We start from the raw sequence: 25,546 nt of genomic DNA, 5'->3' as shown, positions 1-25,546 counted from the left end.
TGCTTTTTCATTTTTTCTATATGCTACAATACAGCTAATTATATCTCTTTAACAGTTTTTCACATCATGAATCAACCTCTGTTTAAGGAAAAAGAGGAGGATGATTATATGATAAATGCAATTGTTCAGTCTGACGATACGTGGATGCTTTGGGGAATATTGGCTGTTTGGGCCTCGATTAGTATTTTTCTTGAACAGAAATATAAGTGGGCCTCAGTCATATCAGGAGCCGTAATTGCCCTACTTGGTGCTCTCATTCTTTCCAACCTTAACATTATTCCATCAGCATCTCCTGTGTATGATGCTGTATGGACATACCTTGTTCCACTCGCAATCCCCCTTCTACTTTTTAACATTAATATGAGAGAACTTTTTCAAGAAAGTAAAAAGCTTATTTTAACTTTCTTGATTTGTGCTACTGGTACTGTTATCGGAAGCTCAATTGGTTTCTTTCTTTTAAAAGATTATATTCCAGAGCTTGCCAAACTCTCTGCTGCTATTGCTGCTTCTTATATTGGAGGCGGTGTTAACTTTGCGGCTGTAACAGCCCGGTTCGAACCTTCTAGTGAAATGGTATCAGCAACCGTTGTAGCAGATAATATGGTGATGGCTGCTATGTTTGCTCTTTTTATGCTCATTCCATCTCTTTTGTTTTTTAAAAATCGATTCAACACTCCGCATATCGATGAGCTTGAACGTGGAAGAGTAAATAAAGAAGAAACGCTCGCAGCTGAGTATTGGCGTAGAAAGGAAATTTCCTTAAAAGATGTCGCCGCCTCTATTGGCACTTCTTTTTTCTTAGTTGTTCTTTCATTTAAACTAGCCGATTTTTTTGACCGTGTCATTCCTGGTGATGAAAATACTTCAGGGATTGTAGTTTTTTTGAATGGTGTGTTAGGAGAAAAATATTTGCTTCTTTCAACGCTTACATTTCTTTTTATCTACCTTTTTCCACACTACTTTAACAAAATAAAAAGCGGACAGGAACTTGGCACATACCTTATCTATATTTTCTTTGTCGTGATTGGCGCACCTGCCTCTATTCCTTTAATTATTGAAAAAGCCCCGTTATTAATTTTATTCGTTTCAATTGTTGGTTTATTTAACTTAGGAATAGGACTTCTATTTGGAAAACTATTCAAGCTTGACCTTGAACACATTGTTCTAGCAAGCAATGCAACAGTAGGAGGTCCAACAACAGCAAGTGCAATGGCGATTGCAAAAGGGTGGAGAAATTTAGTAGGACCTATTTTAGTTGTTGGCACATTAGGGTATATTATTGGAAACTATATTGGATTTCTACTTGGTCACTGGTTTTTAACATTTTAAATGCGCCAAACTACCCAAAAAGTGGTATTATATTCAATAGTTTAGTATATTTTGTAAAAGGCGGTGCCTACAATCGAAAACATAGTGATTTATGAAAGGCTGAAAGAAATAAATGAGGAACTATACGATCCTTTTCCTTATGAAGAAACAAAGAGTATTAAGAAAGATTTTAAAGAGTGTTTAACGTCTGAAGCTTGTTTTAATGCTGATCTTAATACATACATGATGAACATTGTAGGAAGCGTTAATTACGTTTTGCGCGGAAAAGGAACGAAAATTCCTGAGCGACAGATGAATGCTCTTAGTCTCACTTTCTTTGAAGCTTTTCCTCAATATTCTTTTTTAGAAAACAAGATGAACCAGTATCCGCTTTTTTATCGGGAGTATGCTAGAAATGAAGAAGCCCGAATACTTATTTTACGCTATGTAGAGAACGAAGGGGTTTTAAGTCAATAACCCCTTCTTTTTTCATTCTCTTCATCCTTAATTCTTTCTACAAAAACGAGTGAAAATATCTCTTACATTACATTTCACTTCTGTTTAAAAAATGAACGTATTCTCCATTTCCTTCATTATTTACATGCCATCCTATCTCACTGAAAAGGTTGAGATTTCCTTCGTATTTAAGTAAGCTTTTTTCTTTTATTATTTTGTACTGATGATACACATATATTGAAAAGACTAGAAAAACGAGTAAGAAGCTTAAAATAATTACTGCTTTTATGCGAACTTTGTTTCTCTTTCCCATCTTGTCACTCCTTTCAAGTCTCCTTGAAAGAATACAAGACTAATGTTAAAAAATGGTTAAATTATAGTTAATACATGTTTAATTTATCTCCCTACCACCCAAAAGGATATGTTTCTCACCTAATCATCTTTTAAACTCACCTTTTGAAGCCATTCTTTTGTCACGCGAACCATTTCATCTTGCTGTTGTTTAGGCGTGATTGTCGCTTTGTTATCTCCTTTTTGTTTTCCATATAACCCAAACTGAGCATGATTTCCACCCTTAATTTCACGCACAACTGCACCTTTAGATAAGAGATGATGAGTTTGTGCTATTTTCTTTTTAGTTGATAAACCATCAAGCTCTCCGTAGAGAGACAGCATTGGAAGTTCTTTTTCCGAAAAATCATTACTTTCATTTGGATAAGACCCGAGGAAAATAACGCCGTTTATCTCTTTTGAATGTTTATAGGCATAAGAAGCGGCACTAACACCTCCAAGAGAATGCCCCCCAATATACCACTCTTCAATGTCATCGTATTTTTCAATAATATCCTCTGCTCTATTTTGATCAAAAATAGAAAAATTCAATAAAACATGTGGAATAGCCACAAAATAGCCATCTTCAGCTAGTTTTTTTCCATAGTAGCTGTATGCCTCTGGCTCTACTTTTGCTCCAGGGTAAAGAATAATTCCTTTTCCATTGCTTTTTTTAGGTTGAAGAATAACAGCATCGTCTTCGTGCTGTATATTTTCAACATTAACAAGAGTTGTCAACTCTTTTGATGGCTCATATGTAAGTTGTGACCAAACAAAAAAGCTTCCTAGTCCAATAAGAAGCAAAACAAAAACCGTAATAAGGCTGTATTTGATTCCTTTTTTCATCTTTTCTTTCTCCTTTTTAAAGAAATCCTTTGAACAAAGTCCAAAGGATTTCTTCGTTTAATTCTCTTCTCTTGCTTTGACCTTTCCAAGCTTTGAAGGCCAGAATGCCCATTTTCCTAATAGACTTGTAATCGCGGGAACAAGCAGTGGACGAACAATGAACGTATCAAGCAAAACTCCAATTGCTGTAATTAAGCCAAACTGAACAAGCACTTGAATCGGAAGTGTTGTAAGTACAGCGAACGTTCCTGCCAAAATAATTCCTGCAGACGTAATCACACCACCGCTTTGGCCAACTCCTTCTTTTATTGCTTCCTTAAGCGGCAACTCTTTTTTCTTTTCCCATATATTTGAAATCATAAAGATGTTGTAATCTTCTCCAAGCGCCACAATAAAGACGAATGCATAAATAGGGATAAGACCTGAAATAGCTTCTACATCAAATCCATAATGAAGAATAATCCAGCCAAGCCCAAGTGCGCTCGTAAAAGAAATTAATACTGTTGCAATTAAGTACACCATTGCCACAATAGAACGTAAATAAAGTAAAAGAAGCAGTGCTACTACAACGATGACGAAACTAATAATTTTCATCTCGTCTTGAGCAATAACCGTTCTTTGATCAAGCTGCTCAGCTGTTTGACCACTAATCCAGACATTTTCAAACCCTTTGTCATCTGAGATCTCTTTAAGGTCCTTACGCAACTGCTCTACATCATCCATCGCTGCATTACTATACGGATTTTGTTCAAGTTCAACTTTATAAGAAACAAAATTCTGATCACTTTGACTCGTTTCTGGATTTTCAACACGACTTATTCCGTCTAAACGAGCAAGATCATTTTTAATATTCATATTTTCATCATTTTGTTCAAAGACAATTGTTAAAGGAGCGAGATCTCCTGCTCCAAATCCATCGCTAATAAGGTCAAATCCTTCGCGAGACGGCGTATCTTTCGGGAACGCTGAAAGCGTATCATATGAATACTTAATTCCTGTTACAAATGTGGAACTCACAATAAGAAACAGAAGTGTGATGATAACGGTACGAACAGGCTTGTTAGCTGAATAAGCTCCAACTTTATACCAAAAACGAGATTGCTTGTGAAGCTTAATCTTTTTATTTTTTTTCTGTGCTCTTTCTTTTTCCATCTCTTCTGTTCTTGGCACAAATGGGAAAAATGCGCTTCTACCAAGAATACTTAAAAGTGCTGGCACAAGGGTTAAAGATGAAATCATCATAATAAAAATAGATAAGCTAAACGGAATGGCAAAGTTGTGAATTGTAGCATATTGAGAAACAAGTAAAACTAAAAGTGCTGAAACGACGGTTAAACCACTTACTCCAATGGCTCCCGACGTATCTAGAAATGCACGTTTTAAAGCTCGTAGACGACTTCCTTCTTCATAGAGGAAAAGACGAAAGCGCGAAATTAAAAATAAACAATAATCTGTTCCAGCTCCGAAAAGAAGAACAGTCATAATGGAAATACCTTGAGAATCATAACTTATATAGCCAGCCTTTGCGAGAGCACCGAGAATTGGCGTTGCAACAGCATAAGCCGCTCCAACTGCAATAAGGGGAACGAAAGGCAAAATTGGTGAACGATAAATAAGCAGCAGAAATACTAGGACAAGTAAAACCGTTCCAATTAATAAAGAAACGTCAGCATTTTTAAATAAGCCTGTTGCATCAACACTAATTCCCGCAGGCCCTGTAACACGAGCAATAAGGCTGTCTGACGTTATTTTTTCATTAAGAGGATTTCTTTCAAACTCACGGTCTACACGCGTCTCTAATTCTGTAAGACCTTCTTTTAATTCATCAGAAGAAGCTCCTTTTTCAAATAAAACCGTTTGAATAAAGGTTGTGCCATCTTCAGAAACAAGTTCTTTTAAAGCAGGCATTGGCATTTTATCATACGGCACTGCCAACTCTTGATGAGGGAGCTTGCTTTCATTCAACTCTTTTGATAAAGAGGCAATAGCAGTAAGCTCTTTTTCACTAATGCCGTCCTTGTTATACCACGTAAGCAAGGCAGGTACGCCATCGCTGTTTGGAAACTTCTCTTCTACAATATGAGCAGCTTTCATAGAAGGTTCACTGCTTGGAAGTGGCTCAACGCTATCATCTGTATAGGTACTTGAAGACGGAAGCACCATTTGTAAAACTCCAATAAGTAAAACCCATGCAATAAGCGTAATCCAGCGGCCTTTTTTACCAACAATTCCCCTTATGAGTTTTTTCATAAAATGATTCATATTATCCCCTCTTTCTATTTATCATTTGATAAGTTTATCTTAAAAAAATTTCTCCTCCTGCCTTACATTGCTGCTTCTCTCCTTTATTAATCAATTGATAAGTTTTAAAAACAACTTCCTCACTCACGTTATATCATAAAACCATTTCACTTATCAACTGATAAATAAATGTTAGTAATGCGATATTGCGGGGGGGATTCCTACTCACACCCCCATTTATATCACAGTGCTCTTTTTTTTGACAATCTTTCGATGTGCTAGCTTTCTGTTTTCTTTGTTCCATGTAAAATAAGATCAACAAGCGTTTTGAACTGTCCTGCTAAAGATTGTGGTTTTCCTTCCCATGTTGACATTGTTTGTCCTAAAGTAAGCAAACAAAAACGTGCTGCCTCTTCCGGAGAAATTTGTTCCCTTAATGTTCCTTCGTTTTTCATCTCTTCAAAAACAGCAACAAACGAATCTAAATATGCCTCCTTCCAAAGCTTAAAAATAAAACGTCTGTTTTCTTCCTTAAATTCAACAAGCGTATCGTGAAGCATCATCATCATGCTTGACGGATGTTCTTCAGAGAGAACTTCAAGCATTGTTTCTAATCGCTCTGCTACTGTTGGTTTAGACACAGACTTTAAACGTTTGCCAATCTTAGCAACGAATCCTTGAAGCATTGCCACGTACAATGACTCTTTATCAGAAAAGTGATAATATAATGCTGGCTGTGTAATGCCGCATTCAGAGGCAATTTCTCGTGTCGATACTGCCCGGTAGCCTTTCTCCATAAATAAATTTTGTGCCGTTTTTAAAATGCGCTCCCTTGTCCATGCTAGTTCTTCCGCTCTTGTTCGTTTTTTCTCCATAAGGGTATGCTCCTTTCATAGCCGCTAAATTCAACCTTATCTCTTATTTTACATGATTTAAGAAAAGATAGCACAGATGAGTATAGAAGGAGCTTCGCAACTTCCTCTTCACTTTCTAAATACGTTTAAAAACAGGGAATAATAGGTGAAAAGTGGAAACTTGTATTCACTTACATATCTATATTTTCAAGCTTTTTAAAACCCTTTGCTCACATTTATTCATTGAAGTTTTGACCCTCTTCTTATATAATGAAGTTATAATTTTCCGAATACTATTAATTATCTTTTATTTGAAATATTTTTAGTATAATTCCCTTTTTTGGAGGATGCGATGAAAAAATTACTGGTGTTGTCAAAGATCTCAGAATGCGGTATTGTTGCCGTTGTAAGAGGCGATTCAAAGGAAGAAGCGATTCAAACTTCAGAAGCTTGTATTGCAGGGGGGATTACAGGAATTGAAGTAACCTTTACAATTCAAGGAGCTGAGGAAGTTATTAAAGACCTCTCTTTTAAGCACGATAAAAATGTTAACGTGTGCATTGGAGCTGGTACAGTTCTTGACTCTGTTACAGCCCGCACCGCTATCCTTGCTGGTGCACAGTTTATTGTAAGCCCTTGCTTTGATGTTGAAACAGCAAAACTTTGCAATTTGTATGGTGTTCCGTATATTCCTGGTTGTATGACGGTCACTGAGATGAAGGAAGCGCTTCGTTACGGAGTTGACGTTGTAAAGCTCTTCCCAGGAAGCGCATTTGGTCCTGACTACGTTAAAGCTGTGAAAGCTCCTCTTCCCCAAGTAAACATTATGCCAACAGGCGGCGTTGATCTTGATAATGTGGAAGATTGGATTAGAAGTGGATGCATTGCTGTTGGAGTTGGAGGAAAGCTAATGGCTCCTGCCAAAACAGGCGATTTCTCTCAAATCTCTCTTCTTGCCCGCCAATATGTTGAAAAAGTTCAAAATGTAAGAATGGCTCTTCAATAAACTACTGACGAAAAGGAGAATGAAAAATGGAAACTCGTTATGCACATCATCCTGAAGATGTAAAAAAGCAAACAACAGAGGAATTACGCCAAAACTTTTTAGTTGAAACTCTTTTTGAAGCAGATCATGTTCATCTAACATATACACATAACGACCGCATGATTTTCGGTGGAGTCACTCCTAGTCAAGAAGAATTAACAATTAAATTAGATAAAGAGCTTGGTGTGAGTTATTTTCTAGAGCGTCGCGAACTAGGTATTATTAACATTGGAGCAGACGGAACTGTTATTCTTGATGGTGTCGAATATGAAATGAAAGGTCGAGATGGACTATATGTTGGACGCGGAACGAAAGACGTTAAGTTTCGTTCAAAAGATGCAAACAACCCTGCGAAATTTTATATTAACTCAACACCAGCGCACCATACATATCCGACGGTAAAGATTGATATTAAGAAAATTGATCCTCTTCATAAAGGTGAGCAAGGAACGCTAAACGAGCGCAACATTTATCAATATATTCACCCTAACATTTGTGAAAGCTGCCAGCTTCAAATGGGCTTAACAATGCTTTCTCCGGGAAGCGTTTGGAACACCATGCCTTGTCATACACATGAACGCCGTATGGAAGTATATTTATATTTTGATATGGAGCCTGATACACGCGTTTTTCACTTTATGGGAAAACCCAATGAGACAAGACACCTTGTAATGAAAAATGAACAAGCAGCAATCTCTCCAAGCTGGTCTATTCATACTGGAACAGCAACAAGCAACTATACGTTCATTTGGGGAATGTGCGGAGAAAACATTACGTATGATGATATGGATCATGTCAAAATGAAAGACTTACGCTAAGGAGGAACATGTAAATGACAAAAGATGTAAGCTCATTTTCAATGGACTTCTTCCGCCTTAACGGGAAAGTGGCAATTGTGACAGGGGGAAATAAAGGACTAGGTCAAGGCTGTGCTGTTGGTCTCGCTAAAGCCGGTGCGGATTTGTTTATTGTAACACATGGAAAAGAGTGGGATGAAACACGAACTCTTGTGGAAGAAGCAGGAGGAAATGTTCATTTCCATCAAGCAGATTTATCAGATCGCACAGCTATTAAACAGGTAGTTTCAGAGTGTCTTAAAATCTATAAAAAGATTGATATTTTAATTAATAACGCTGGAACTATCCGACGTGCTCCTATCCTTCAATATAAAGAAGAAGACTGGGATGAGGTAATGGCGATTAACCAAGATGCTGTTTACTTTTTAAGTCAAGAAGCAGCAAAGGTAATGGCTGAACAAAGGAGTGGTAAAATTATTAATATCGCTTCTATGCTTTCTTTCCAAGGTGGAAAATTTGTTCCTTCTTATACAGCAAGCAAACATGCTGTAACAGGGCTTACAAAGTCATTTGCGAATGAGCTTGCTGAACATAACATCCAAGTAAATGCCATTGCACCTGGATATGTAGAAACAGCGAATACAGCCCCTATCCGTGCAGATGAACAGCGTAACAAAGAAATTTTAAGTCGCATCCCTGCTGGACGCTGGGCAACTCCAGTAGATTTAATGGGAACAGCGGTATTCTTGGCAAGTCAAGCTTCTGACTATATGAACGGGCATATTTTAGCCGTTGATGGCGGTTGGTTAGCTCGGTAGACGGTTAAGCCGCATCAACATGATGCGGCTTTATTTTATACAAAAGAGGGGAAGCGAAATGAATTTAGAAATTAGTGGATACATTTTAGAAGCATACACGTTAGAGCTGTTTGCAAATAAAAAAGAGTTCTAGCAAATGCTAGAACTCTTTTTTTATTTTCGCTCCTCATACAGCATTTCCATTTCAGCACTTGCAAGAATGAATGGTCCAACCCCTTTGTGGTCATTAGTTACAATCGGTTCACTAATATAGTATGCAAACGAGCCATCTCGTTTATCTTTTCCGCCGAGTCCTGCCACTTGGCATATTTTATTAACATTCACTAACCCGTCTTTTGTTGTTAAGATAAATTCATCAATAATCCCTTTATAAATATGTTCAGCTTTTTCAAACCAGTCTTGTGATAAATAATTCTTTCTCACACCTTTTGCAATGGCATATAGCATCATTGCTGATCCAGATGACTCTAAATAGTTTCCTTTTCGCTCCGGCTGGTTCACAATTTGATACCATACTCCTGTTTCTTTATCTTGATAGTTCATCATTGCTTCTACCGTTTCTTCTAACATATTAAGAAGAACAGCTCTTCCTTCATAACTTTCTGGAATGTAGTCGAGTACATCAACAATTGCCATCACATACCAGCCGATTGAACGTGCCCAATAATGTTTTGAAAGGCCTGTTTCTTTATTACACCAAGGCTGCTCTCTTTTTTCATCCCATGCATGATGAAGAAGACCTGTTTCTTCATCTCTTGTATGCTTGTAGGAAAGAATAAATTGGTTCATCACATCTTCAAACTCTGCTTCTTCACCAAATTCTTTAATGTAGCGGGCATAAAATACAGATCCCATATAAAGACCGTCCAACCAAATTTGGTATGGATAAATTTCCTTATGCCAGAATGCTCCTTCACTTGTGCGTGGATGGTTTGTTAACTGACTTCTTAAAAGATCTGCTGCCTTTTTATAGCGCTCATCTTCTGTATGTTCATAAAGAGCAAGAAGAACCTTTCCATTGTTAATGTGATCGATATTGAATTCGTTTGATGAATACTTTGGAATATTGCCGTTCTCATCAACGAATAAATCCATGCTTTTCATTATATATTCCAAATATTTTCTATCACCTGTTTTGTTGAAGACAAGCTCCATCCCTTGAAGAACAACTCCATCTTCATATTCCCATTTTGTATTAATTTCTGGTCTTCTTTTCATAACAGAATCTGATGTTTTAGCAGCCCAATCATTATAAAGTTTCTTATCATTCATTTGTAACATTGTTCCACCTCATTTTTAGATTTTTTATTATATGAGAAAAAGCTTATGCTTTTAAACTTGAGTCAATGTTTGGCTTCTGCTGATAGCCAACGTTATTGTTTCCAAAACATTTTTCATATGGAAATCCTGTTAGCGCTTCCACTACAGTGCGCGTTTTGTTATCAACTTCTTTCATTGAACCACCGCTATTAATACGGTCAATTTCTTTGATTAGAATGCCGTGTGATTCGCGATTTAGTTTTAGTTTATATGCTGAGATGACGCCTCCAATTGCAAGGCAGATAACCCCGATAGCAAATACTCCTACAACGGCTTGAACGGCTGCTTCCGGCTGCGTTGACTGACCTGAGACAAAACCGAATTTTCCTAATACCCAGCCAAGAATATATACTACAACAGCTCTTGTAAGTTTTCCTGCAAACGTCATTACACCAGCATAAAGACCTTCACGTCTTCTGCCTGTCACAGCTTCGTCAACGTCAGCTAAGAATGTATATACGTTCCATGGAATGTAGAACACTCCTCCTGTTCCTAAGCCAAAGAACATCGTGATTGCAAACAGAAGAATGACAAGGTTTTCTGAACCTGTAAAATAGAGAGCTGTATAGCCAATAACACTTAATATAACAACATTCAAAGCAATTCGAAATGGACGTGCAAATCCCATTTTCACACAAAGCCAAATAAAGAAAGCGGTTGAGATAAGCTGCATGATTGAGCTGAAGCTTAATAAGTTAGAAACAAGTTCAGAACTCTGACCAAGACCAAAAACAATGAAATACGTAAAAGCAGAAGCAAACAACCACTCTGCTCCAAATCCAAACAAGTACATTCCTAGATGATGACGAAACGTACGAACTCTAAATGTTGATATCATATCAATAAAAAGCTTTTTCAATGATTCCCATAAGGATCCCGTACGTTCATCTTTAATCTCATTTGCTGAGCGCTCCCATGAAAAGATATAGAGACTGATAAGGGCGATAACCATAATCCCTCCATAGAGAAGACCTGTGTAAAAAAAGGGTAATGGTGAATCTTGCCCATATTCAGCAATAAAACGTCCCGGAATAAAAGCAGCAAGAAAGTTTGCTATTTTCCCAAAGATGGCTTTAAAACCTGTTAACTTTGAACGAAGACCAAAATCTGTTGTCATTTCAGCTGCAATTGTTTCATATGGCACCATAACAGATGTATAGATTAATTCAAACAAAATATAGGTTAATAGATAATACCAAAATCCAAATCCTTCTACCCATAGCATTGGATAAACAAGCATAAGTGGTATACCTAAAAGAATAAAAAACTTTCTTCTTCCAAATCGTTTTCCTAACCTTGTTTTATGAAAATTATCCGTAATAAAACCCATAACTGGATTACTTACAGCATCTACAACGCTTGCGATAGAAAAGATAGCTGCGGCTTGAATAATTGACAACCCACAGAAGGTGGTATAAAAATACATGAGCCATGCTCCACTGATGGCTAATGCCCCACTTCCAAGTAAATTCGCACTTCCATAAGCAAGTTGATGGCTTAACCCTATTTTTCTCTGCACGAAAATCTCCCCTTCTTTACAGCACCGATAAAGAAACACGAGTTTTTGTTTGTCATAGATCGCAATTTATGTTTCAATAATGGTATGTCTATGAATTTATTAAAAATGACAGACTGTGTTTGCAAGAGAATTTACCCACTAATTTCTCTTGCTTTTTTTATTGCGCGACTTTTCCTTAAAATCATTATCTATCTCTACTCTCCTAAAATGTTAACGTTAACATTTTAGGGGTTGCTAACTTGCAAAGCTAAGAAGTTTTCTTCTCTTTTTTATAATTTCAAACTTCTTAGCTTAAACTTCACGCTCACTTATATGCCAAAGTCTTTTCTATCCCGTCCTCCTTTCTGTTTTTTGTTTATTATCATAAAAATTTTTCTAATGTTAACGTTAATCTTTTATGTTTTCATTATAATGTGTTCTCTGGAATAATACAACACATTTCTGAAAGCGGATTCATATTTTATTTTCTACTTTTTTCTTTACAATTTAGCAAACTTTCAATTGAGATTGGACGTTTTTCTTGGACTGAACGCCATACCCCTTCTCCTACTGCAATAGAATAGGCACCTGCTTCTGTTCCTGCTAAAATATCGTAATTTCGCAACGGATCTCTTCCTAAAAAAAGCTCTTCTAAAAGAAGTGGATCTCCACCTCCATGTCCTCCTTCGGTTTCTACAACTTCAATGCTTTCTTTTGCCCCAAACAGTGGAAAATAATCAATTTTCTGTTTTGGAAATTGAAATGGAATTCGACTTGGCTCATGATATTCCATTGTCTCAATTCTTCCTTTTGTTCCATTAATAGCAAGACGATATCCTTCATATGGAAGCGAAAAATTAATGGAGTAGCTTAAGAGAGCTCCTTTTTTATATTTAATCGTAGCTGCATACGTATCTTCAATTTCAATGTCATCATCAAAAATACAAGCGTCAGGACGATAGTTTGTATACATAGCTTGATTGCCATTCATCATATCCTGTTGCAGATGATCATCGTGAACTGTTCTACTTTCACTTCTATTGTTCCATCTCTGATAATAGTGACATCGATCTTTCACATGACAAGTACCACAATAACGACCGCTCTCTCTTAATGGATTCCATTCTCCTTCCTCTCCATAGTAATGAAGACTTCCATATGCAAAAACTTCCTCGGGCACATCGTTAAGCCACCAGTTAACAAGATCAAAGTGGTGTGTTGACTTGTGAATAGAAAGCCCCCCTGAACGTTCGCGATATCTATTCCAACGTTTAAAATAACTTGCACCATGATACGTATCAATATACCAATTCAAATCAACAGAAGTGATTCTTCCTAGTTTTCCATCTAAAATCATTTCCTTAATTTTACGATGATATGGGTTATATCGATAGTTAAACGTCACCTTTACAGAACCTTCGCTGTTTTTCTCCGCTTCCATTACTTTTCTTGCATCTTCCGCTGTCGTAACCATTGGTTTTTCCGTAACCACATCAAGATTGTTTTCTAAAGCTTTCATAATATAATCAACATGTGTATCATCTCTCCCTGCTACAATCACTGCATCAGGCTTCTCCCGTTCTACCATCATCTGAAACTCCTCTGGAAAATAAACAGGAGTCATAGCAAGAGTTGGAAATCTTTTTTTACAGGCATCAAACCTTGCTTCATCATGGTCTAATAAACTAACAATCTTATGATCTGAAAAGGTTGTTAACATTGGTTTAATAAACATTCCTAATGCTCTGTTACTTACTCCACAAATGGCATACTTTTTCACTCTTCATTCCCCTTTCTTCTAAAGCGTAACACCTGACTTAAAAATTGCTATTTCCCGGAAGCTGTTCTTTTCATTGTTCACAAGTTCTCCGTTTGCAACAGAAGTAATATACGTAATAAAACGGTCTAAAGAAGTTTCTTCATTTTCTTCTTCAACAAGTGTTCCGGCATTAAAATCAATCCAGTGCTTCTTCTTTTCATAAATCGATGTATTTGTTGATATCTTCATTGTTGGAACAAAGGTACCAAAAGGAGTGCCTCTTCCTGTTGTAAAAAGTACGATTTGACACCCTGATGCGCCAAGAGCTGTTGAAGCAACAAGGTCATTTCCAGGAGCACTTAAAAGATTTAAACCTTTAGCTTCCAAAGACTCTCCATATTTCAACACATCTACAACAGGCGAAATTCCTGCTTTTTGTGTGCACCCAAGCGATTTATCTTCAAGCGTTGTAATTCCACCTTCTTTATTTCCGGGAGAAGGATTTTCATAAATTGGCTGGTTATGAGCGAGAAAATATGATTTAAAGTCATTAATTAAATCAACGATTTTATGAAATACTTCTTCATTTTTAGCTCGCTCCATCAATAATGTTTCGGCGCCAAACATTTCTGGGACTTCTGTAAGGACACTTGTTCCTCCCTGTGCAATGAGCCAGTCAGAAAATCGGCCAAGAAGCGGGTTAGCTGTAATACCAGACAAACCATCAGATCCTCCACACTTTAGGCCAACTTTAAGCTCGCTTAACGGTACCTCTTCCCGTCTATCATTGCTAGCAGCTGCACTAATTTCCTTTAGCAGTTTTACTCCTTCTTCAATTTCATCTTCTACATCCTGTGAACGTAAAAATTTGATCCGATTTTCATCGAAAGAACCAAGCGCCTCCTTAAAATCTTCTAAACCATTATTCTCGCAGCCAAGGCCTAAAACGAGAACTCCTGCTGCATTCGGATGCTTAACCATTTTGGTGAGAATAGTGCGTGTATTTACATGATCATCCCCAAGCTGTGAGCAGCCATAGTTATGTTTTAAAACCATCATATTATCAAATGGGTTATTAGGACCTACTTCAAGCTCAAATTCTTTAATCATGCGTTCCCCAATTCCATTTACACATCCAACTGTCGGAACAATCCATAGCTCATTACGGATACCTACATTTCCATCTTTACGCCGATACCCTTTAAAAGTTCTATGCTCTTTCACTCCTGTATTGTGTATTAGATTTTGTTGAAATGTATATTCTATTTTGTCGCTTAAATTTGTTTTCGTGTTATGAGTGTGTATCCATTCTCCTTTTGCAATACTCTCTGTTGCATGCCCAATAGGAGCTCCATATTTGATAATATTTTCTCCTTGGGCAATATCTGTTAGCGCAATCTTATGTCCGCTTTTTATTCCGCCTTTAACTTCTACTTCATCTCCTGCAACCGTAATTTTTTCTTTATCACGAAAACTTCTTAACGCAACAGCTACATTATCAGCTTCATGAATTTTAATTATGTTTTTCATTTTCTCGACTCCTTTTATGTTGTTGATAAATGAAAAAGTTTTTTTAGGGCGTTCTCCATACCAGCTTCTTCAATTTGCAAAATCGCACTCTCTACAGCATTTACTAATCCAGGGATTTCGCTTAAATCTTCGCCCCAATGTTCTTCTAGCGAAAGAACGGTGCTCACAAGATGCTGAATGCTCTTCTTACTATTGCTTTTTTCCCAAAGAGATTGAAATAGCTCGATAAGCTCTTTCTGATCTGAAAGTGGGATCTTCTCTTCTCCTCTTTTACCTTTATAAAAAACAAAAAGTGCACCAAGAGAAAAAGAAAGAAGTTTCGGAACCTTCCGATACTTTTTCACATACTCTTTCAATGTTGGAAGATTCCTAGCTTTAAATTTTGGAAGACTATTAAGAGAAATACTTAATAAGTCATGACGAATAAACGGATTTTGAAATCGTTCAAGCACCGCCTCCGCAAATGCCGACGCTTCTCCTTTAGAAACAGAAAGAACAGGGATAATCTCATCATAAGCAAGGGCTCGAATAAAAATCCCAATGTGATGATTGCTAATTGCTTCTCTTACTGTATTGCATCCTGCAAGATATGCAATAGGCATCATTGCTGTATGAAGGCCGTTTAATATCCTCACTTTCTGAAGTGAGTATGGAGTAATATCGTCTACAAATTTCACATTCAACATTGCCTTTTCAGCTGGAAATTCCTCACGTACAAACGAAGGAGCTTCTATAACCCACTGATAAAAAGGCTCTGCGACAACAAGAAGATCATCCTTGTATCCTTTTTCTTCTTGTATTCTCCCTGCTTCTTCTTCCGAATAGCCAGGAACAATGCGATCAACAAGCGTTGAACAAAAGGTGTTGGCAACCTGAATCCATGTGCTAAATTCTTTCTCGAGATTCCACTTTTCAGCGTAGCGAAGCAGGAGTGCTTTCAATTTTTCTCCGTTTTGATCAAGCAGCTCGCAAGGTAAGAAAATAAGACCTTTTGTTTCATCTCCTTCAAAAAATTGGTATCTATGATACAAGAAAGCTGCTACTTTGCCTGGGAAACTTTCCTGTGGTCGATCTTCAAGTTTATCTTCTTCTCGAAACGCAATACCTGCTTCTGTTGTATTGGAAATAACGAAACGCAGATTTTCATTTTCTGCTATTTTTATATATTCATCATACTGTTTATACGGATGAACTCCTCTTTGCACACAGCTTACAACGGAGGAGGTTTTAACTATTTCACCATGTTGTAGTCCTTGTAAAGAAACCGTAAACAATCCATTTTGCTCATTTAATTTTGGCGCATTTCCTGTTCTGCGAGGATTTACAGCTACAACCCCCCCATTAAAGTGGCCTTTCTCATTCATTTTCTGAATTTGCCAATCAACAAAGCCACGGAGAAAAACGCCTTCTCCAAATTGAAGCACATTCTCTGTTTGAACAGAATGAGATTCTTCACTTTTACGGCTTAATTTCATATTTATTCCCCCTTATTTGCACACGTTAACAATCAGAAGCCGGCTATTCCTATAACCGGCTCTATACTCATAAGCTTTTCACAGATTTGCGGCGAATTAATTCCGTATTAATAAACGTCTTTTTTTGAAGATTTTCTTTCCCATTAATAAGCGATAAAATGGCCTCAACGCCTGCCATACTAATTTTTTCAATGGGTCTTTTTACCGTTGTTAAAGATGGATTTGTATACTTTGCAGATTCAATATCATCAAAGCCAATCACAGAAATGTCATGAGGTACGCTTAAGTTTCGCTCAAAAACAGCCTTAAGTGCTCCAATCGCCATATCATCATTTGAGCAAAAAACAGCTGTTGGCCGATTTGGTAAATCAAGTAGCTTACACATTGCTTCATATCCGCTTTGCATATCATAATTTCCTTGCACAATATATTCTTGACGGATTGTAATTCCATTGTCTATTAACGATTGTAAGAAGCCATCTCTTCGCTGCTGCGTTGATTTGAATCCTTGAATTCCTTCAATAATAGCGAGATCTTTATGACCTGAAGAAATGAAGTATTCTCCAGCTTCATAAGCACCTTCTTTATCATTAGACAAGATATTCATAACAGAGTCATCGTCCACTTGCCTATTGAGTACAACAAGCGGAATTTGCTTTTCGATAATATTGTAAATAAACATATTATCACGATCACTTTGACTCATTAGGATAATCCCATCAAAGCGCTTATTATTTATATAAGAAAAGTCGTCATAGTCATCAATTCCTCGCACAAACAAGTTGTACTGAACATCAATAATTTTGTTCACTCCTCGAATTGTATCAACGAGAAAGCTTGGTGATGTTCCTGTTCCCATACTTGTAAAAAACAAACCAATTGTATGTGATTTTTGCATCACTAAATTTTTGGCGTGATAGTCTGGAATATAGTTAAGCTGATTTGCGATCTCTAAAATTTTCTTTTTTGTTTTTTCTTTTATAAGTGGGCTATTGTTCAAAGCCCTTGAAACTGTCGTATGTGATACATTAGCTAGCTTTGCAATATCCTTAATTGTAACACTCATTTCATTTACCTACCTTTAGTGAGTTACCCTGTATTTTCAGTATAAGAATATCACAAAAACTCTCGAATAATAAGCAGTTATCGGCTAAAGATGAGGATTTTCTAAATTCGAGCTTGAAGATCTTTCACCATCTCTTCGTGCTTTTCATCCGTCAATTTATAAAGCAAGCCAATTACAAGCATTGCAATCCCCAAAGCAACAGCAGGATAGAGAAGCAACAGACCTTTTATACCTAAAAGCGTGCTTGATGCTTGTGTAACATTTGGAATGTATCCAATAATACCAAGTCCAACTCCCGAGAGAAAGCCTGACAGAGATTGAGCGAGTTTTCTCGAAAAGTTAAAGAGAGCATATGTTGTGCCTTCTTTCCTTTCTCCTGTTTTCCATTCTCCATAATCAATAATGTCTGAAACAAGTGCCCATGTAATTCCGTTTGGAATGCTAATACCAATAAAAGCAATACTAGCTAAAACAGTGAACAGCACAACATTTGAAGGCATAAAAAAGTTTGCTGTATCTGCTATGATACTTATAGCGAGCCCAATCATTGCCGTTTTTTTCTTACCAAAGCGCTTCACAAGCTTCGGAAGCATGATAACCCCTAGAAAAGAGGAACCAATAATAATAAAATTCATATAAGCCATAAGCTGAACATTTCCGAGATTATATTGAGCAAAATAGATCAGCATCGCTGATTTAATGTTGTAGGCAGATATTGTAAAAACCGTCATAAGTACAAGTGTTAAAAGTGGCTTATTTGAAGCAAAAGTTCTGATGATAGACATGAACGAAAGTTTTTCCTTTGGACCTTCTTTTATAACAATGCGTTCTTGGCAGTTACGATAGCATATATAAAACCCCAACACGCCAACAAGAGACATTATCCCCATTACAATGGGGTAACCAATCTTTTCATTCGGAAACAACAGAATAAGAGGAACAACAGCAATGCTTGTGATAAAAAGTGCTCCAAGAGAACCTGTTTGTCTGAAAGCAGCAAGAGATGTTCGATCAGCAGCGTTTTGTGTCATTGCCGCCCCAAGTGAACCATAAGGGATATTAACAAAGGAATAGCCAATCCCCCAAATCATATAAGAAGCATATGCATAAACGAGCTTTCCTGTTGAGGAAATATTCGGTGAAATAAAGGTCAAAACAGTTAAAATGGCTAAAATAATGCTGCCAAATAGAAGATATGGTCGAAACTTCCCTCTTTCACCAATATTTCTCCGATAATCAATAGAAGAGCCTACAATTGGATCACAAATGGCGGCAAAAAGTTTGCTAACAAGAAAAATCCCTCCAGCAGCGGCGGCTGGGATTCCTGCTACATCTGTAAAAAACTTTAGTAAGTATAGCTGTCCTAAGTCAAACATAAATCCATTTCCAAAGTCCCCCATACCATAGGAGACTTTTTCTTTTATGCTAAGTCCTTCTACTTTGACCTCTACTTTTCCTTCTGTTTTTACAACGCTCAATCGCGAACTCCCCTTCTTTTACAATCTCCTCTCTTAGCTAAGATTGTTGAACTGTATAAGCTGGAAAATTAAAATAGCTTTTAGCATTGTTATAGCAAATCCCTTTTATAATGCGTTCTAAAAGTTCTTCATCAAATGGCACTTCCCCTTGCTCAACCCATGTACCAACAAGGTCACAAACAAGTCTTCTAAAATATTCATGTCTTGTATAAGATAAAAAGCTTCTTGAATCTGTAAGCATGCCAATAAACTGACTGAAAAGCCCTATATTTGATAGCGTTTTCATTTGGTCTAACATGCCTTCTCTCTGGTCGTTAAACCACCATGCTGTTCCAAACTGCATTTTCCCTGGTACCCCGCCTCCTTGAAAGCTTCCTATTACTGTTGCGATAACAGGATTGTCTTTTGGATTTAGAGAATATACAACAGTTTTTGGCAAACTCTCTTCTTTCTCTAGCTGATTGAAAAGACTAACAAGCGGCTTTGCTATTTCTCCGTCGTCCATTGCATCGTATCCCGTATCAGGTCCAAGACTTTCAAAACCTTTCGTACTGTTATTTCGAAGAGCATGGATATGAAATTGCATAACCCAATCAAGTTCTTTATATAATTTCCCTAAGAAAATAAGCATATATGTCTTATATTTTCTCTCTTCTTCCTCTGTAATTCTTTGTTCTTGAAGAATTACTTTCTCAAAAATCTGTCCTGCTTCTTCTTTTGTTACATCTTCATATACAACACGGTCAAGAGCGTGATCAGATACTCTTCCTCCGACAGAATGGAAAAAGCGAACGCGGCTTTCAAGTGCTTCTAGAAAACAATCATAATTGTCAATAGATATACCAGCAGCTTCTTCGAGAGATTTAACCCAATTGCTAAACCCCTGTCGATTGATTTCAAGTCCTTTATCAGGTCTGAAACTCGGTAACACAGCTGTATCGAAGTTTTCAAGTTCTTTTATTTTAATGTGATACTCTAAGGAATCTACAGGATCATCTGTTGTACAAACAACTTCAACTTTTGAAGCTGTAATAAAGTCCCTTGCTCTTAGTGATCCACCTGCTAACTTCTCGCTTGTTTTCTCCCAAATACTATCTGCTGTGCGTTCATTCAGAAGTTCATCAATATTAAAGAAGCGCTGCAATTCAAGATGTGTCCAATGAAAAAGCGGATTTCCAATTGTCATTGGTACGGTCTTAGCCCAAGCAATAAATTTTTCATAGTCACTTTTGCTTCCTGTAATACAATCCTCCTCAATTCCGTTCGCTCTCATCAATCTCCACTTATAATGATCACCATCTAACCAAATGTCTGTTATATTACGAAACTGCTTATTTTCATAAATCTCTTTTGGGCTTAAATGGCAATGGTAGTCAATAATCGGCATATCTTTTGCGTATTCATGATATAGCTTTACTGCTGTGCTGTTTGTAAGTAAGAAATCTTCCCTCATAAATCCTTTCATCTTTTAGATATCCTCCTTTTTTGTTAACGTTAACATTTTGTGATAAAAAATATTTATTTCATCAGTAAATTATTAGATTAATATTTTATCACTTTCTAACCCAATAAAATGTTAGCGTTAACATTTTATTTTATTGTAGTCTGAATTCTAAATATTTGCAACAGGTTTCCTTAAATTCTCTTTAAGTTCAAAAGCCCTTCTAAGAAAAGAAAGGCTTTTGAATCAATTTTGGACCTTCTATTGTTTTTAACAAGAAACTTTCTTTACTGCAATATTCCATTAGCGAGAAACTTCCAAACTTTGTTTCTACAGAAATATCAACTCGACTTTGTAGATCATCCAAATAGGCTAGCAACTCTCTCGCTTTTTTTATATTTACCGCATCTTCTTTATATAAAATAACGTCAACATCACTTGTCTCTTTTACAGTTTCTATTCCTGTAGCTAATTCAAAACCAACGCTACCTCCAAGACCCCACCGTTCTTCAGTTTGTAAAATATCCCTCACTCGCTTTAGCGTCTGAAAGGCTTTTAAATGTTGTCTTTCCTTTGATGGAAAACTCTCTTGTAACTGAATGGGTGAAATTACCTCACTAATATCACGCTTACTTATATAAAAGCCAAATCGTTCACTTCGTTTTTTTCCCCGGACACCAACAGGGATATATTCTCCCCTAAAAGGCGCTCTTCGTACAACAACATAAGGAGAAGCTTGAAGAGAATTCTGTGCCCACTGTGGTAACTCGTGCTCTTCTGTTAAAAATCCATTCCTTAATGAAGAAAGTTTAATTAAATCATGAGGTTTTAATTCCACTGTTTTTTCATTCTTTCTCTTACCTCAATAGAGGCTTTTCGTCCGCCTAAAAGAGCTTCCTTTGTTTCCAAGCGAATGGAAAGGGAACGATCATTTCGGTTTTGAACATCGTGAATACTAGTTATAAGCGCGTCTTTAACAATATGAATATCTTCTTCTGAAGGATCCTCTCCATTGATATTTGTTATAAGCTGTGAAAGAGCACCAAGCGTTTTGTAAGAATGAATATCATAAGCCATAGCAGGAACCTTCTTTGTTGCTTCTTCAAGCTCTCTAATCGTTCTTTTCGTAATACGTGCTGCTGACTTTTTCGACATCGCTTGTACATTAATTTTATCATCATCTAATGAAAGTAACGCATTAGCTTGAAGACCTAGAGCTAAAAAAGCACCTGAAATAGCGTTTCCTGGAATAAATCCAATCACTGGATGACCGTAAAGTCGTGCTTTTGCTAACATATTTACAGAAGCAGCAAGAGCTACATTAATGCCAAGCACTTCTTCTTTGTAGCCATAAGCTTGTGACGGAGCATCAATAACAGCGATAATGGCCCGCTTTTTTTCATTCTTCTGATCTCTTTTAATAAACCCTTGCACTGTTTGCGCAATTTTCCATCCTTCATATAAACCTACTTCACCGTGACGAGCTCGCTTGAAACGGCTATAAGAATCAGGAACTACCGCTATATAACTTCCATTTTCATTACTATGTGAAAGAACGGTAGAGGCCCACCCAGAAGGACTTTGAACACTAGTTAATGCTTCAAACCACTTTCTTCCTCGACTTTGATCTTCTTTTTGATCACTCGCTTTTACTCTCTCTTTAGGAAGTTCCTCTACCTCTTGTTCCTTTAAATGATGATACAGTTTTTCGTAATCTTTCGGAGTAAAGGTATCTTGTGCAAATGCCTGATTAATTAATGTTAAATAGAAGTTAATTTCCTCTGTCCGATTTTTAACAGGATGTTCTTTCATCGCTTTTTTGACGTTTGAAAGGATTTCATCAATATCGTCTTCAATAAGCATATCTACAAGACCTGTTTTGACTCTTTGTGTTCCGCCGATCATTTCCCAAATCATTTTTTTATCGCTGGAATCAAGTTCTCTTACTCCTGCTTCTTGTTCAATAACTTCAGGTCCATTTAACCCATAGCGTCCACTCGGTGTAATCATAAGGTGAGAAAAAAGAGCTGCTGTAATAGACATCCCCCCGAATCCCCCAACTTTGCCTGGGATGATTCCAATTGTTGGAACATATTCATTTAAAGCAACAATGGCTCCTTGAATTTCTGCAATTGACAGAAGGCCGTAGTTTGCTTCCTGCAGTCGAACACCTCCTGTATCAAATACAACGACAGGTACGATTTTCTTTCCTTCTCTGTTGTCTTTTAAAGCAAGCTCAAGCGCCCCAGCAATTTTAGCTCCAGAGACTTCCCCAATACCGCCTCCTTGAAACGCTCCTTCTATTGAGATCACAACAACTCTTTCTCCATCAATTTCACCTTTTATTACGATAACCCCATCATCATTTTGAGGAACGATTCCTTGTGGCTCGAGATGCGGAGACTTCATCCCTTCAAAAGGATCTAAAAGTTCAATACCTACCCCACTGTCTAAAAGTGCTTTTGCCCGTTCACGTCCGTTTAATTCGATGAAGCTTTCTTTCAATTTACTCATATTCACTCACCTCTAACACTTGAGCTAAACGCAGTCCTACAACACCAGGAGTTGCTCCAAAGTCATTTATTGTGAATATTCCTGTTACTTCATTTTTTATAAAAAAGCGCTCAAGCACAGCTTCCCACACTTCTTTAAATCCTTCACTACCAGTTTTAATTGTCACGATTGCTTCCTTCTCTTCTGTTGGCTCAACAAGTATTTCTAGATCACCTGATGCAACAACCCCAATATGCGCACGTTTGGTTATTTTTCGCTTTCCTTCATAAACGTAACGAAGTGTTTCCATCTGAATTTCCTCCAATTCCTCTCTTCTCTAATTCATATAAAAAGAGACCTGCCGCTAGTAAATCTGCACTCCCACCAGGAGACACAAAAAGTGCTTCAACAAGTCTATTTAATTTTAGAAGACTTTGAAATCCTTCTCTTGTTCCAACCCCGCCATTTCGAAGAACGGCACGTGCCCCTTCTTTCACCTTTTCTAGAGCAAGAGTTCCTCCCCTATGAAGAATACACGTATCATCTAAATGTGCCATCACAGCCATCAAGGCATTTAAACGACTATGATTTATATTTTTTGTTTCTCTAAGCATTGGTAAAACAAACTTTATAATATGAGGAAAACCAGCTTTAGCTTCTCCTACAGCTCCATTTACTCCGTATTTTTTCTTTGCTCTCATTCCATTTGTTAACCTTTTCATCATAAAAGCATCCTCAAAACGAGCTATTTTGCCCGCTCTTTTTGCAATTTCCTCTGAAGTGCTGTTTCCTTGTGAAGCAGCACTTCCAATCAGTAAACCAAGGGACCAAATTGCTCCTTTATGAGTGTTTATTCCATTTGTTACAGCAAACATTTTTTCTTCTGCGTTTCTTCCTATTTCCCCTAATGTTTCTCGCAACAATTGGGAGGGTTGTTTACCTTTAGAAGCTTGTGCCATTTCCACAAAAAAAGGATAAAGGGAACGAGCAGAAGCTTTCATCATAGAAAGTGTCAAATCATGATGAGAACCGTTGTTTTCTTCATCAACTAGCCCTGGCTTAGGTGTTAAACATACTTCATCGACTAGCGCCTTTACCGCTAATGCACCTAAATATTCACTCGTATTAAAAACAACTATTTTCCCCATATCATCACCAGTTCTTAAATTTTTCGGGCGGATCGTAAAGACCGTCTGACCATTGAACCAATTCACGCACATTCTTAGCTGCAAGCAGGGAACGCTTAGCTTCTGTTCGTTTCACTTTTAAATCTTCCGGTAATGCGACAAGTCCTCTATCGCGCAGCTTTCTCATTTCTTTTGGGCTTTGTTCGCGTCCGAGCTTTGTTACTCCAGCAATTGCCGAAAGAGCCTGTCTTCTTTCTTCAAGTCCTTCAGCTTTATAAAGATACGCAACTCCTTCTTCCGTTACAACATGTGTAACATCATCTCCGTAGATCATCACAGGAGTTGTTGCTAGATCTGCTTCATCACGCACTTTAATAGCATCTAATGATTCCACAAAAACAGGGGAGTTTCCTTGTCCATATGTTTCAAACATTTGCACAACAAGCTTTTTCCCTCTTTCCATACTTGAGTTTGTTGTAATCATATCTAACCAAGCTGGAGTGGAATGCCTGCGCCCATGTGGATTATGCCCCATGTTTGGTGCACCTCCAAACCCTGATAAGCGTCCTGAAGTGACTGTAGAAGAGTTTCCGTAATAATCCATTTGCAATGTAGAACCAACGAACATATCTACTGCATACTGCCCCGCAACCTGACAAAGAGCACGGTTCGAACGCATTTTTCCATCTTTCCCTGTAAAGAAAACATCAGGACGTGCTGCTGTATATCTCTCCATTCCAACTTCCCCGCCGAAGCTATGGATGCTTTCAACCCAGCCGCTCTCAATTGCGGGAATGAGTGTTGGATGTGGATTAAGCGTCCAATGCTTCGCTATTTTCCCCTTTAGTCCTAAAGATTCTCCATACGTTGGCAAAAGAAGCTCTATTGCGGCTGTATTAAATCCAATCCCATGATTTAAGCTTTGTACATTATGCTTTTCGTAAATACCGCGAATGGCCATCATCCCCATTAAAATTTGGAGTTCAGTTATGCCAGAAGGATCTCGTGTAAATAAGGCCTCAAGCTGATAAGGTTCTGGAGACTGTACAACAAAATCCACCCAATCAGAAGGAATATCAACGCGTGGAAGTTCTTCGACAATTTCATTTACTTGAACAATAACAATTCCATCTTTAAAAGAGGCTGCTTCAATAATTGTTGGCGTTTCTTCTGTATTGCTTCCTGTATACAAATTCCCTTTTTCATCTGCTTTCTCAGCTGCTACAAGAGCAACTTTTGGAATTAAATCAACAAACAAACGTCCGTAAAGTTCTAAGTATGTGTGAATTTCCCCCATTTTCAACATACCGTCTTCAATCATTTGCGCAACGCGTAGACTCTGTGGGCCAGCATAGGAAAAATCAATTTTACTTCCAATTCCTTTTTCAAAAAGAGTTAAATGATCAGGCCTTGAAATACTTGACATAATCATGTGAAGATCATGAATTTTTTTCGGATCCACACTATTTAAAGCTTCTGAAAGAAATGATGCCTGCTTTTGATTATCACCTTCAAGCACAACTCTATCACCGCTTGAAATAAGACACTCAAGGGCTTCTTTCATATTTTTGGCGTCAATAATTTTACCTTTTACAAGATGTTGTACAGACGCTAGCTTTTTTCTTTTCTCATCTCGTTTTGTCGTCCATGAACGATTATTCATC

22 protein-coding genes are annotated in these 25,546 nt (G+C 37.4%); 5 read left to right on the top strand and 17 right to left on the bottom strand.

What is annotated here, in order from left to right:
* Positions 1-108: 108 nt before the first annotated feature.
* Together B9N79_RS14885 and B9N79_RS14880 are read left to right on the top strand one after the other, a co-directional pair.
* Positions 109-1,329 (top strand): DUF819 family protein, encoded by a 1,221-nt coding sequence (locus tag B9N79_RS14885; protein WP_040058213.1) that lies wholly within the window; start codon positions 109-111, stop codon positions 1,327-1,329.
* Positions 1,330-1,392: 63 nt separating this feature from the next.
* Complete coding sequence (locus B9N79_RS14880; RefSeq protein WP_019393103.1) at positions 1,393-1,785, top strand: YxiJ family protein; 393 nt, start codon at positions 1,393-1,395, stop codon at positions 1,783-1,785.
* Between the two features lie 67 nt (positions 1,786-1,852).
* On the opposite strand, the gene B9N79_RS14875 is transcribed toward B9N79_RS14880, so the two are convergent.
* From B9N79_RS14875 to B9N79_RS14860, 4 genes are all read right to left on the bottom strand, one after another.
* Complete coding sequence (locus B9N79_RS14875) at positions 1,853-2,077, bottom strand: hypothetical protein (protein ID WP_019393102.1); 225 nt, start codon at positions 2,075-2,077, stop codon at positions 1,853-1,855.
* Between the two features lie 119 nt (positions 2,078-2,196).
* Complete coding sequence (locus tag B9N79_RS14870; protein ID WP_040058214.1) at positions 2,197-2,940, bottom strand: alpha/beta fold hydrolase; 744 nt, start codon at positions 2,938-2,940, stop codon at positions 2,197-2,199.
* A gap of 57 nt (positions 2,941-2,997) precedes the next feature.
* On the bottom strand, positions 2,998-5,202 hold the full coding sequence (locus B9N79_RS14865; protein ID WP_040058215.1) for an MMPL family transporter: 2,205 nt from the start codon (positions 5,200-5,202) through the stop codon (positions 2,998-3,000).
* A 257-nt stretch (positions 5,203-5,459) separates the two neighbouring features.
* Positions 5,460-6,056, bottom strand: coding sequence for a TetR/AcrR family transcriptional regulator (locus B9N79_RS14860; RefSeq protein ID WP_040058216.1), 597 nt, complete (start codon positions 6,054-6,056; stop codon positions 5,460-5,462).
* 331 nt (positions 6,057-6,387) lie between these two features.
* Here B9N79_RS14860 and B9N79_RS14855 point away from each other — a divergent pair, with 331 nt between their 5' ends.
* From B9N79_RS14855 to kduD, 3 genes are read left to right on the top strand one after another with little or no spacing between them, the layout of a single operon-like run.
* Entirely contained in the window at positions 6,388-7,041 is a 654-nt protein-coding gene (locus tag B9N79_RS14855; protein ID WP_040058217.1) for a bifunctional 4-hydroxy-2-oxoglutarate aldolase/2-dehydro-3-deoxy-phosphogluconate aldolase, read from the top strand.
* Positions 7,042-7,067: 26 nt separating this feature from the next.
* Positions 7,068-7,898, top strand: coding sequence for a 5-dehydro-4-deoxy-D-glucuronate isomerase (kduI, locus tag B9N79_RS14850; RefSeq protein WP_040058218.1), 831 nt, complete (start codon positions 7,068-7,070; stop codon positions 7,896-7,898).
* A 14-nt stretch (positions 7,899-7,912) separates the two neighbouring features.
* Positions 7,913-8,695 carry a 2-dehydro-3-deoxy-D-gluconate 5-dehydrogenase KduD gene (kduD, locus tag B9N79_RS14845; protein WP_046216785.1) on the top strand — a complete coding sequence of 261 codons (783 nt, stop codon included), beginning with the start codon at positions 7,913-7,915 and terminating at the stop codon, positions 8,693-8,695.
* 153 nt (positions 8,696-8,848) lie between these two features.
* On the opposite strand, the gene B9N79_RS14840 is transcribed toward kduD, so the two are convergent.
* From B9N79_RS14840 to mdcA, 13 genes are all read right to left on the bottom strand, one after another.
* Positions 8,849-9,976 (bottom strand): glycoside hydrolase family 88/105 protein, encoded by a 1,128-nt coding sequence (locus tag B9N79_RS14840; RefSeq protein WP_082023624.1) that lies wholly within the window; start codon positions 9,974-9,976, stop codon positions 8,849-8,851.
* Positions 9,977-10,019: 43 nt separating this feature from the next.
* On the bottom strand, positions 10,020-11,534 hold the full coding sequence (locus B9N79_RS14835; protein WP_019393095.1) for an MFS transporter: 1,515 nt from the start codon (positions 11,532-11,534) through the stop codon (positions 10,020-10,022).
* A gap of 460 nt (positions 11,535-11,994) precedes the next feature.
* On the bottom strand, positions 11,995-13,293 hold the full coding sequence (locus B9N79_RS14830) for a Gfo/Idh/MocA family protein (protein WP_046216783.1): 1,299 nt from the start codon (positions 13,291-13,293) through the stop codon (positions 11,995-11,997).
* 18 nt (positions 13,294-13,311) lie between these two features.
* The gene (locus B9N79_RS14825) at positions 13,312-14,802 is read right to left on the bottom strand and encodes a UxaA family hydrolase (RefSeq protein WP_040058221.1); all 1,491 of its coding nucleotides are present in this window, start codon (positions 14,800-14,802) and stop codon (positions 13,312-13,314) included.
* 14 nt (positions 14,803-14,816) lie between these two features.
* A complete protein-coding gene (locus B9N79_RS14820; RefSeq protein ID WP_046216782.1) occupies positions 14,817-16,277 on the bottom strand; it encodes a tagaturonate reductase in 1,461 nt (486 codons plus the stop codon).
* Between the two features lie 67 nt (positions 16,278-16,344).
* On the bottom strand, positions 16,345-17,343 hold the full coding sequence (locus B9N79_RS14815) for a LacI family DNA-binding transcriptional regulator (RefSeq protein WP_019393091.1): 999 nt from the start codon (positions 17,341-17,343) through the stop codon (positions 16,345-16,347).
* 101 nt (positions 17,344-17,444) lie between these two features.
* Positions 17,445-18,821: a glycoside-pentoside-hexuronide (GPH):cation symporter gene (locus B9N79_RS14810; RefSeq protein ID WP_046216781.1), complete on the bottom strand. Its 1,377-nt coding sequence runs from the start codon at positions 18,819-18,821 to the stop codon at positions 17,445-17,447.
* Positions 18,822-18,858: 37 nt separating this feature from the next.
* On the bottom strand, positions 18,859-20,286 hold the full coding sequence (gene uxaC / locus B9N79_RS14805) for a glucuronate isomerase (RefSeq protein ID WP_040058224.1): 1,428 nt from the start codon (positions 20,284-20,286) through the stop codon (positions 18,859-18,861).
* A 199-nt stretch (positions 20,287-20,485) separates the two neighbouring features.
* Positions 20,486-21,100, bottom strand: coding sequence for a malonate decarboxylase holo-ACP synthase (locus tag B9N79_RS14800; protein WP_040058225.1), 615 nt, complete (start codon positions 21,098-21,100; stop codon positions 20,486-20,488).
* Complete coding sequence (gene mdcD / locus B9N79_RS14795; RefSeq protein ID WP_082864690.1) at positions 21,091-22,776, bottom strand: biotin-independent malonate decarboxylase subunit beta; 1,686 nt, start codon at positions 22,774-22,776, stop codon at positions 21,091-21,093. Before mdcD ends, B9N79_RS14800 begins: the two co-directional genes overlap by 10 nt.
* Complete coding sequence (mdcC, locus tag B9N79_RS14790; RefSeq protein ID WP_040058226.1) at positions 22,769-23,065, bottom strand: malonate decarboxylase acyl carrier protein; 297 nt, start codon at positions 23,063-23,065, stop codon at positions 22,769-22,771. Before mdcC ends, mdcD begins: the two co-directional genes overlap by 8 nt.
* Positions 23,040-23,903, bottom strand: a complete 864-nt coding sequence (locus B9N79_RS14785) for a triphosphoribosyl-dephospho-CoA synthase (protein WP_046216780.1) — start codon at positions 23,901-23,903, stop codon at positions 23,040-23,042. The genes mdcC and B9N79_RS14785 overlap by 26 nt, the downstream gene beginning before the upstream one ends.
* Positions 23,904-23,907: 4 nt before the next feature.
* Positions 23,908-25,545, bottom strand: coding sequence for a malonate decarboxylase subunit alpha (mdcA, locus tag B9N79_RS14780; protein WP_040058227.1), 1,638 nt, complete (start codon positions 25,543-25,545; stop codon positions 23,908-23,910).
* Position 25,546 lies beyond the last annotated feature (1 nt).

Source organism: Priestia filamentosa, assembly GCF_900177535.1.
Taxonomy (GTDB): Bacteria; Bacillota; Bacilli; order Bacillales; family Bacillaceae_H; genus Bacillus_I; species Bacillus_I filamentosa.
This window is presented reverse-complemented; position numbering and strand designations above follow the sequence as displayed.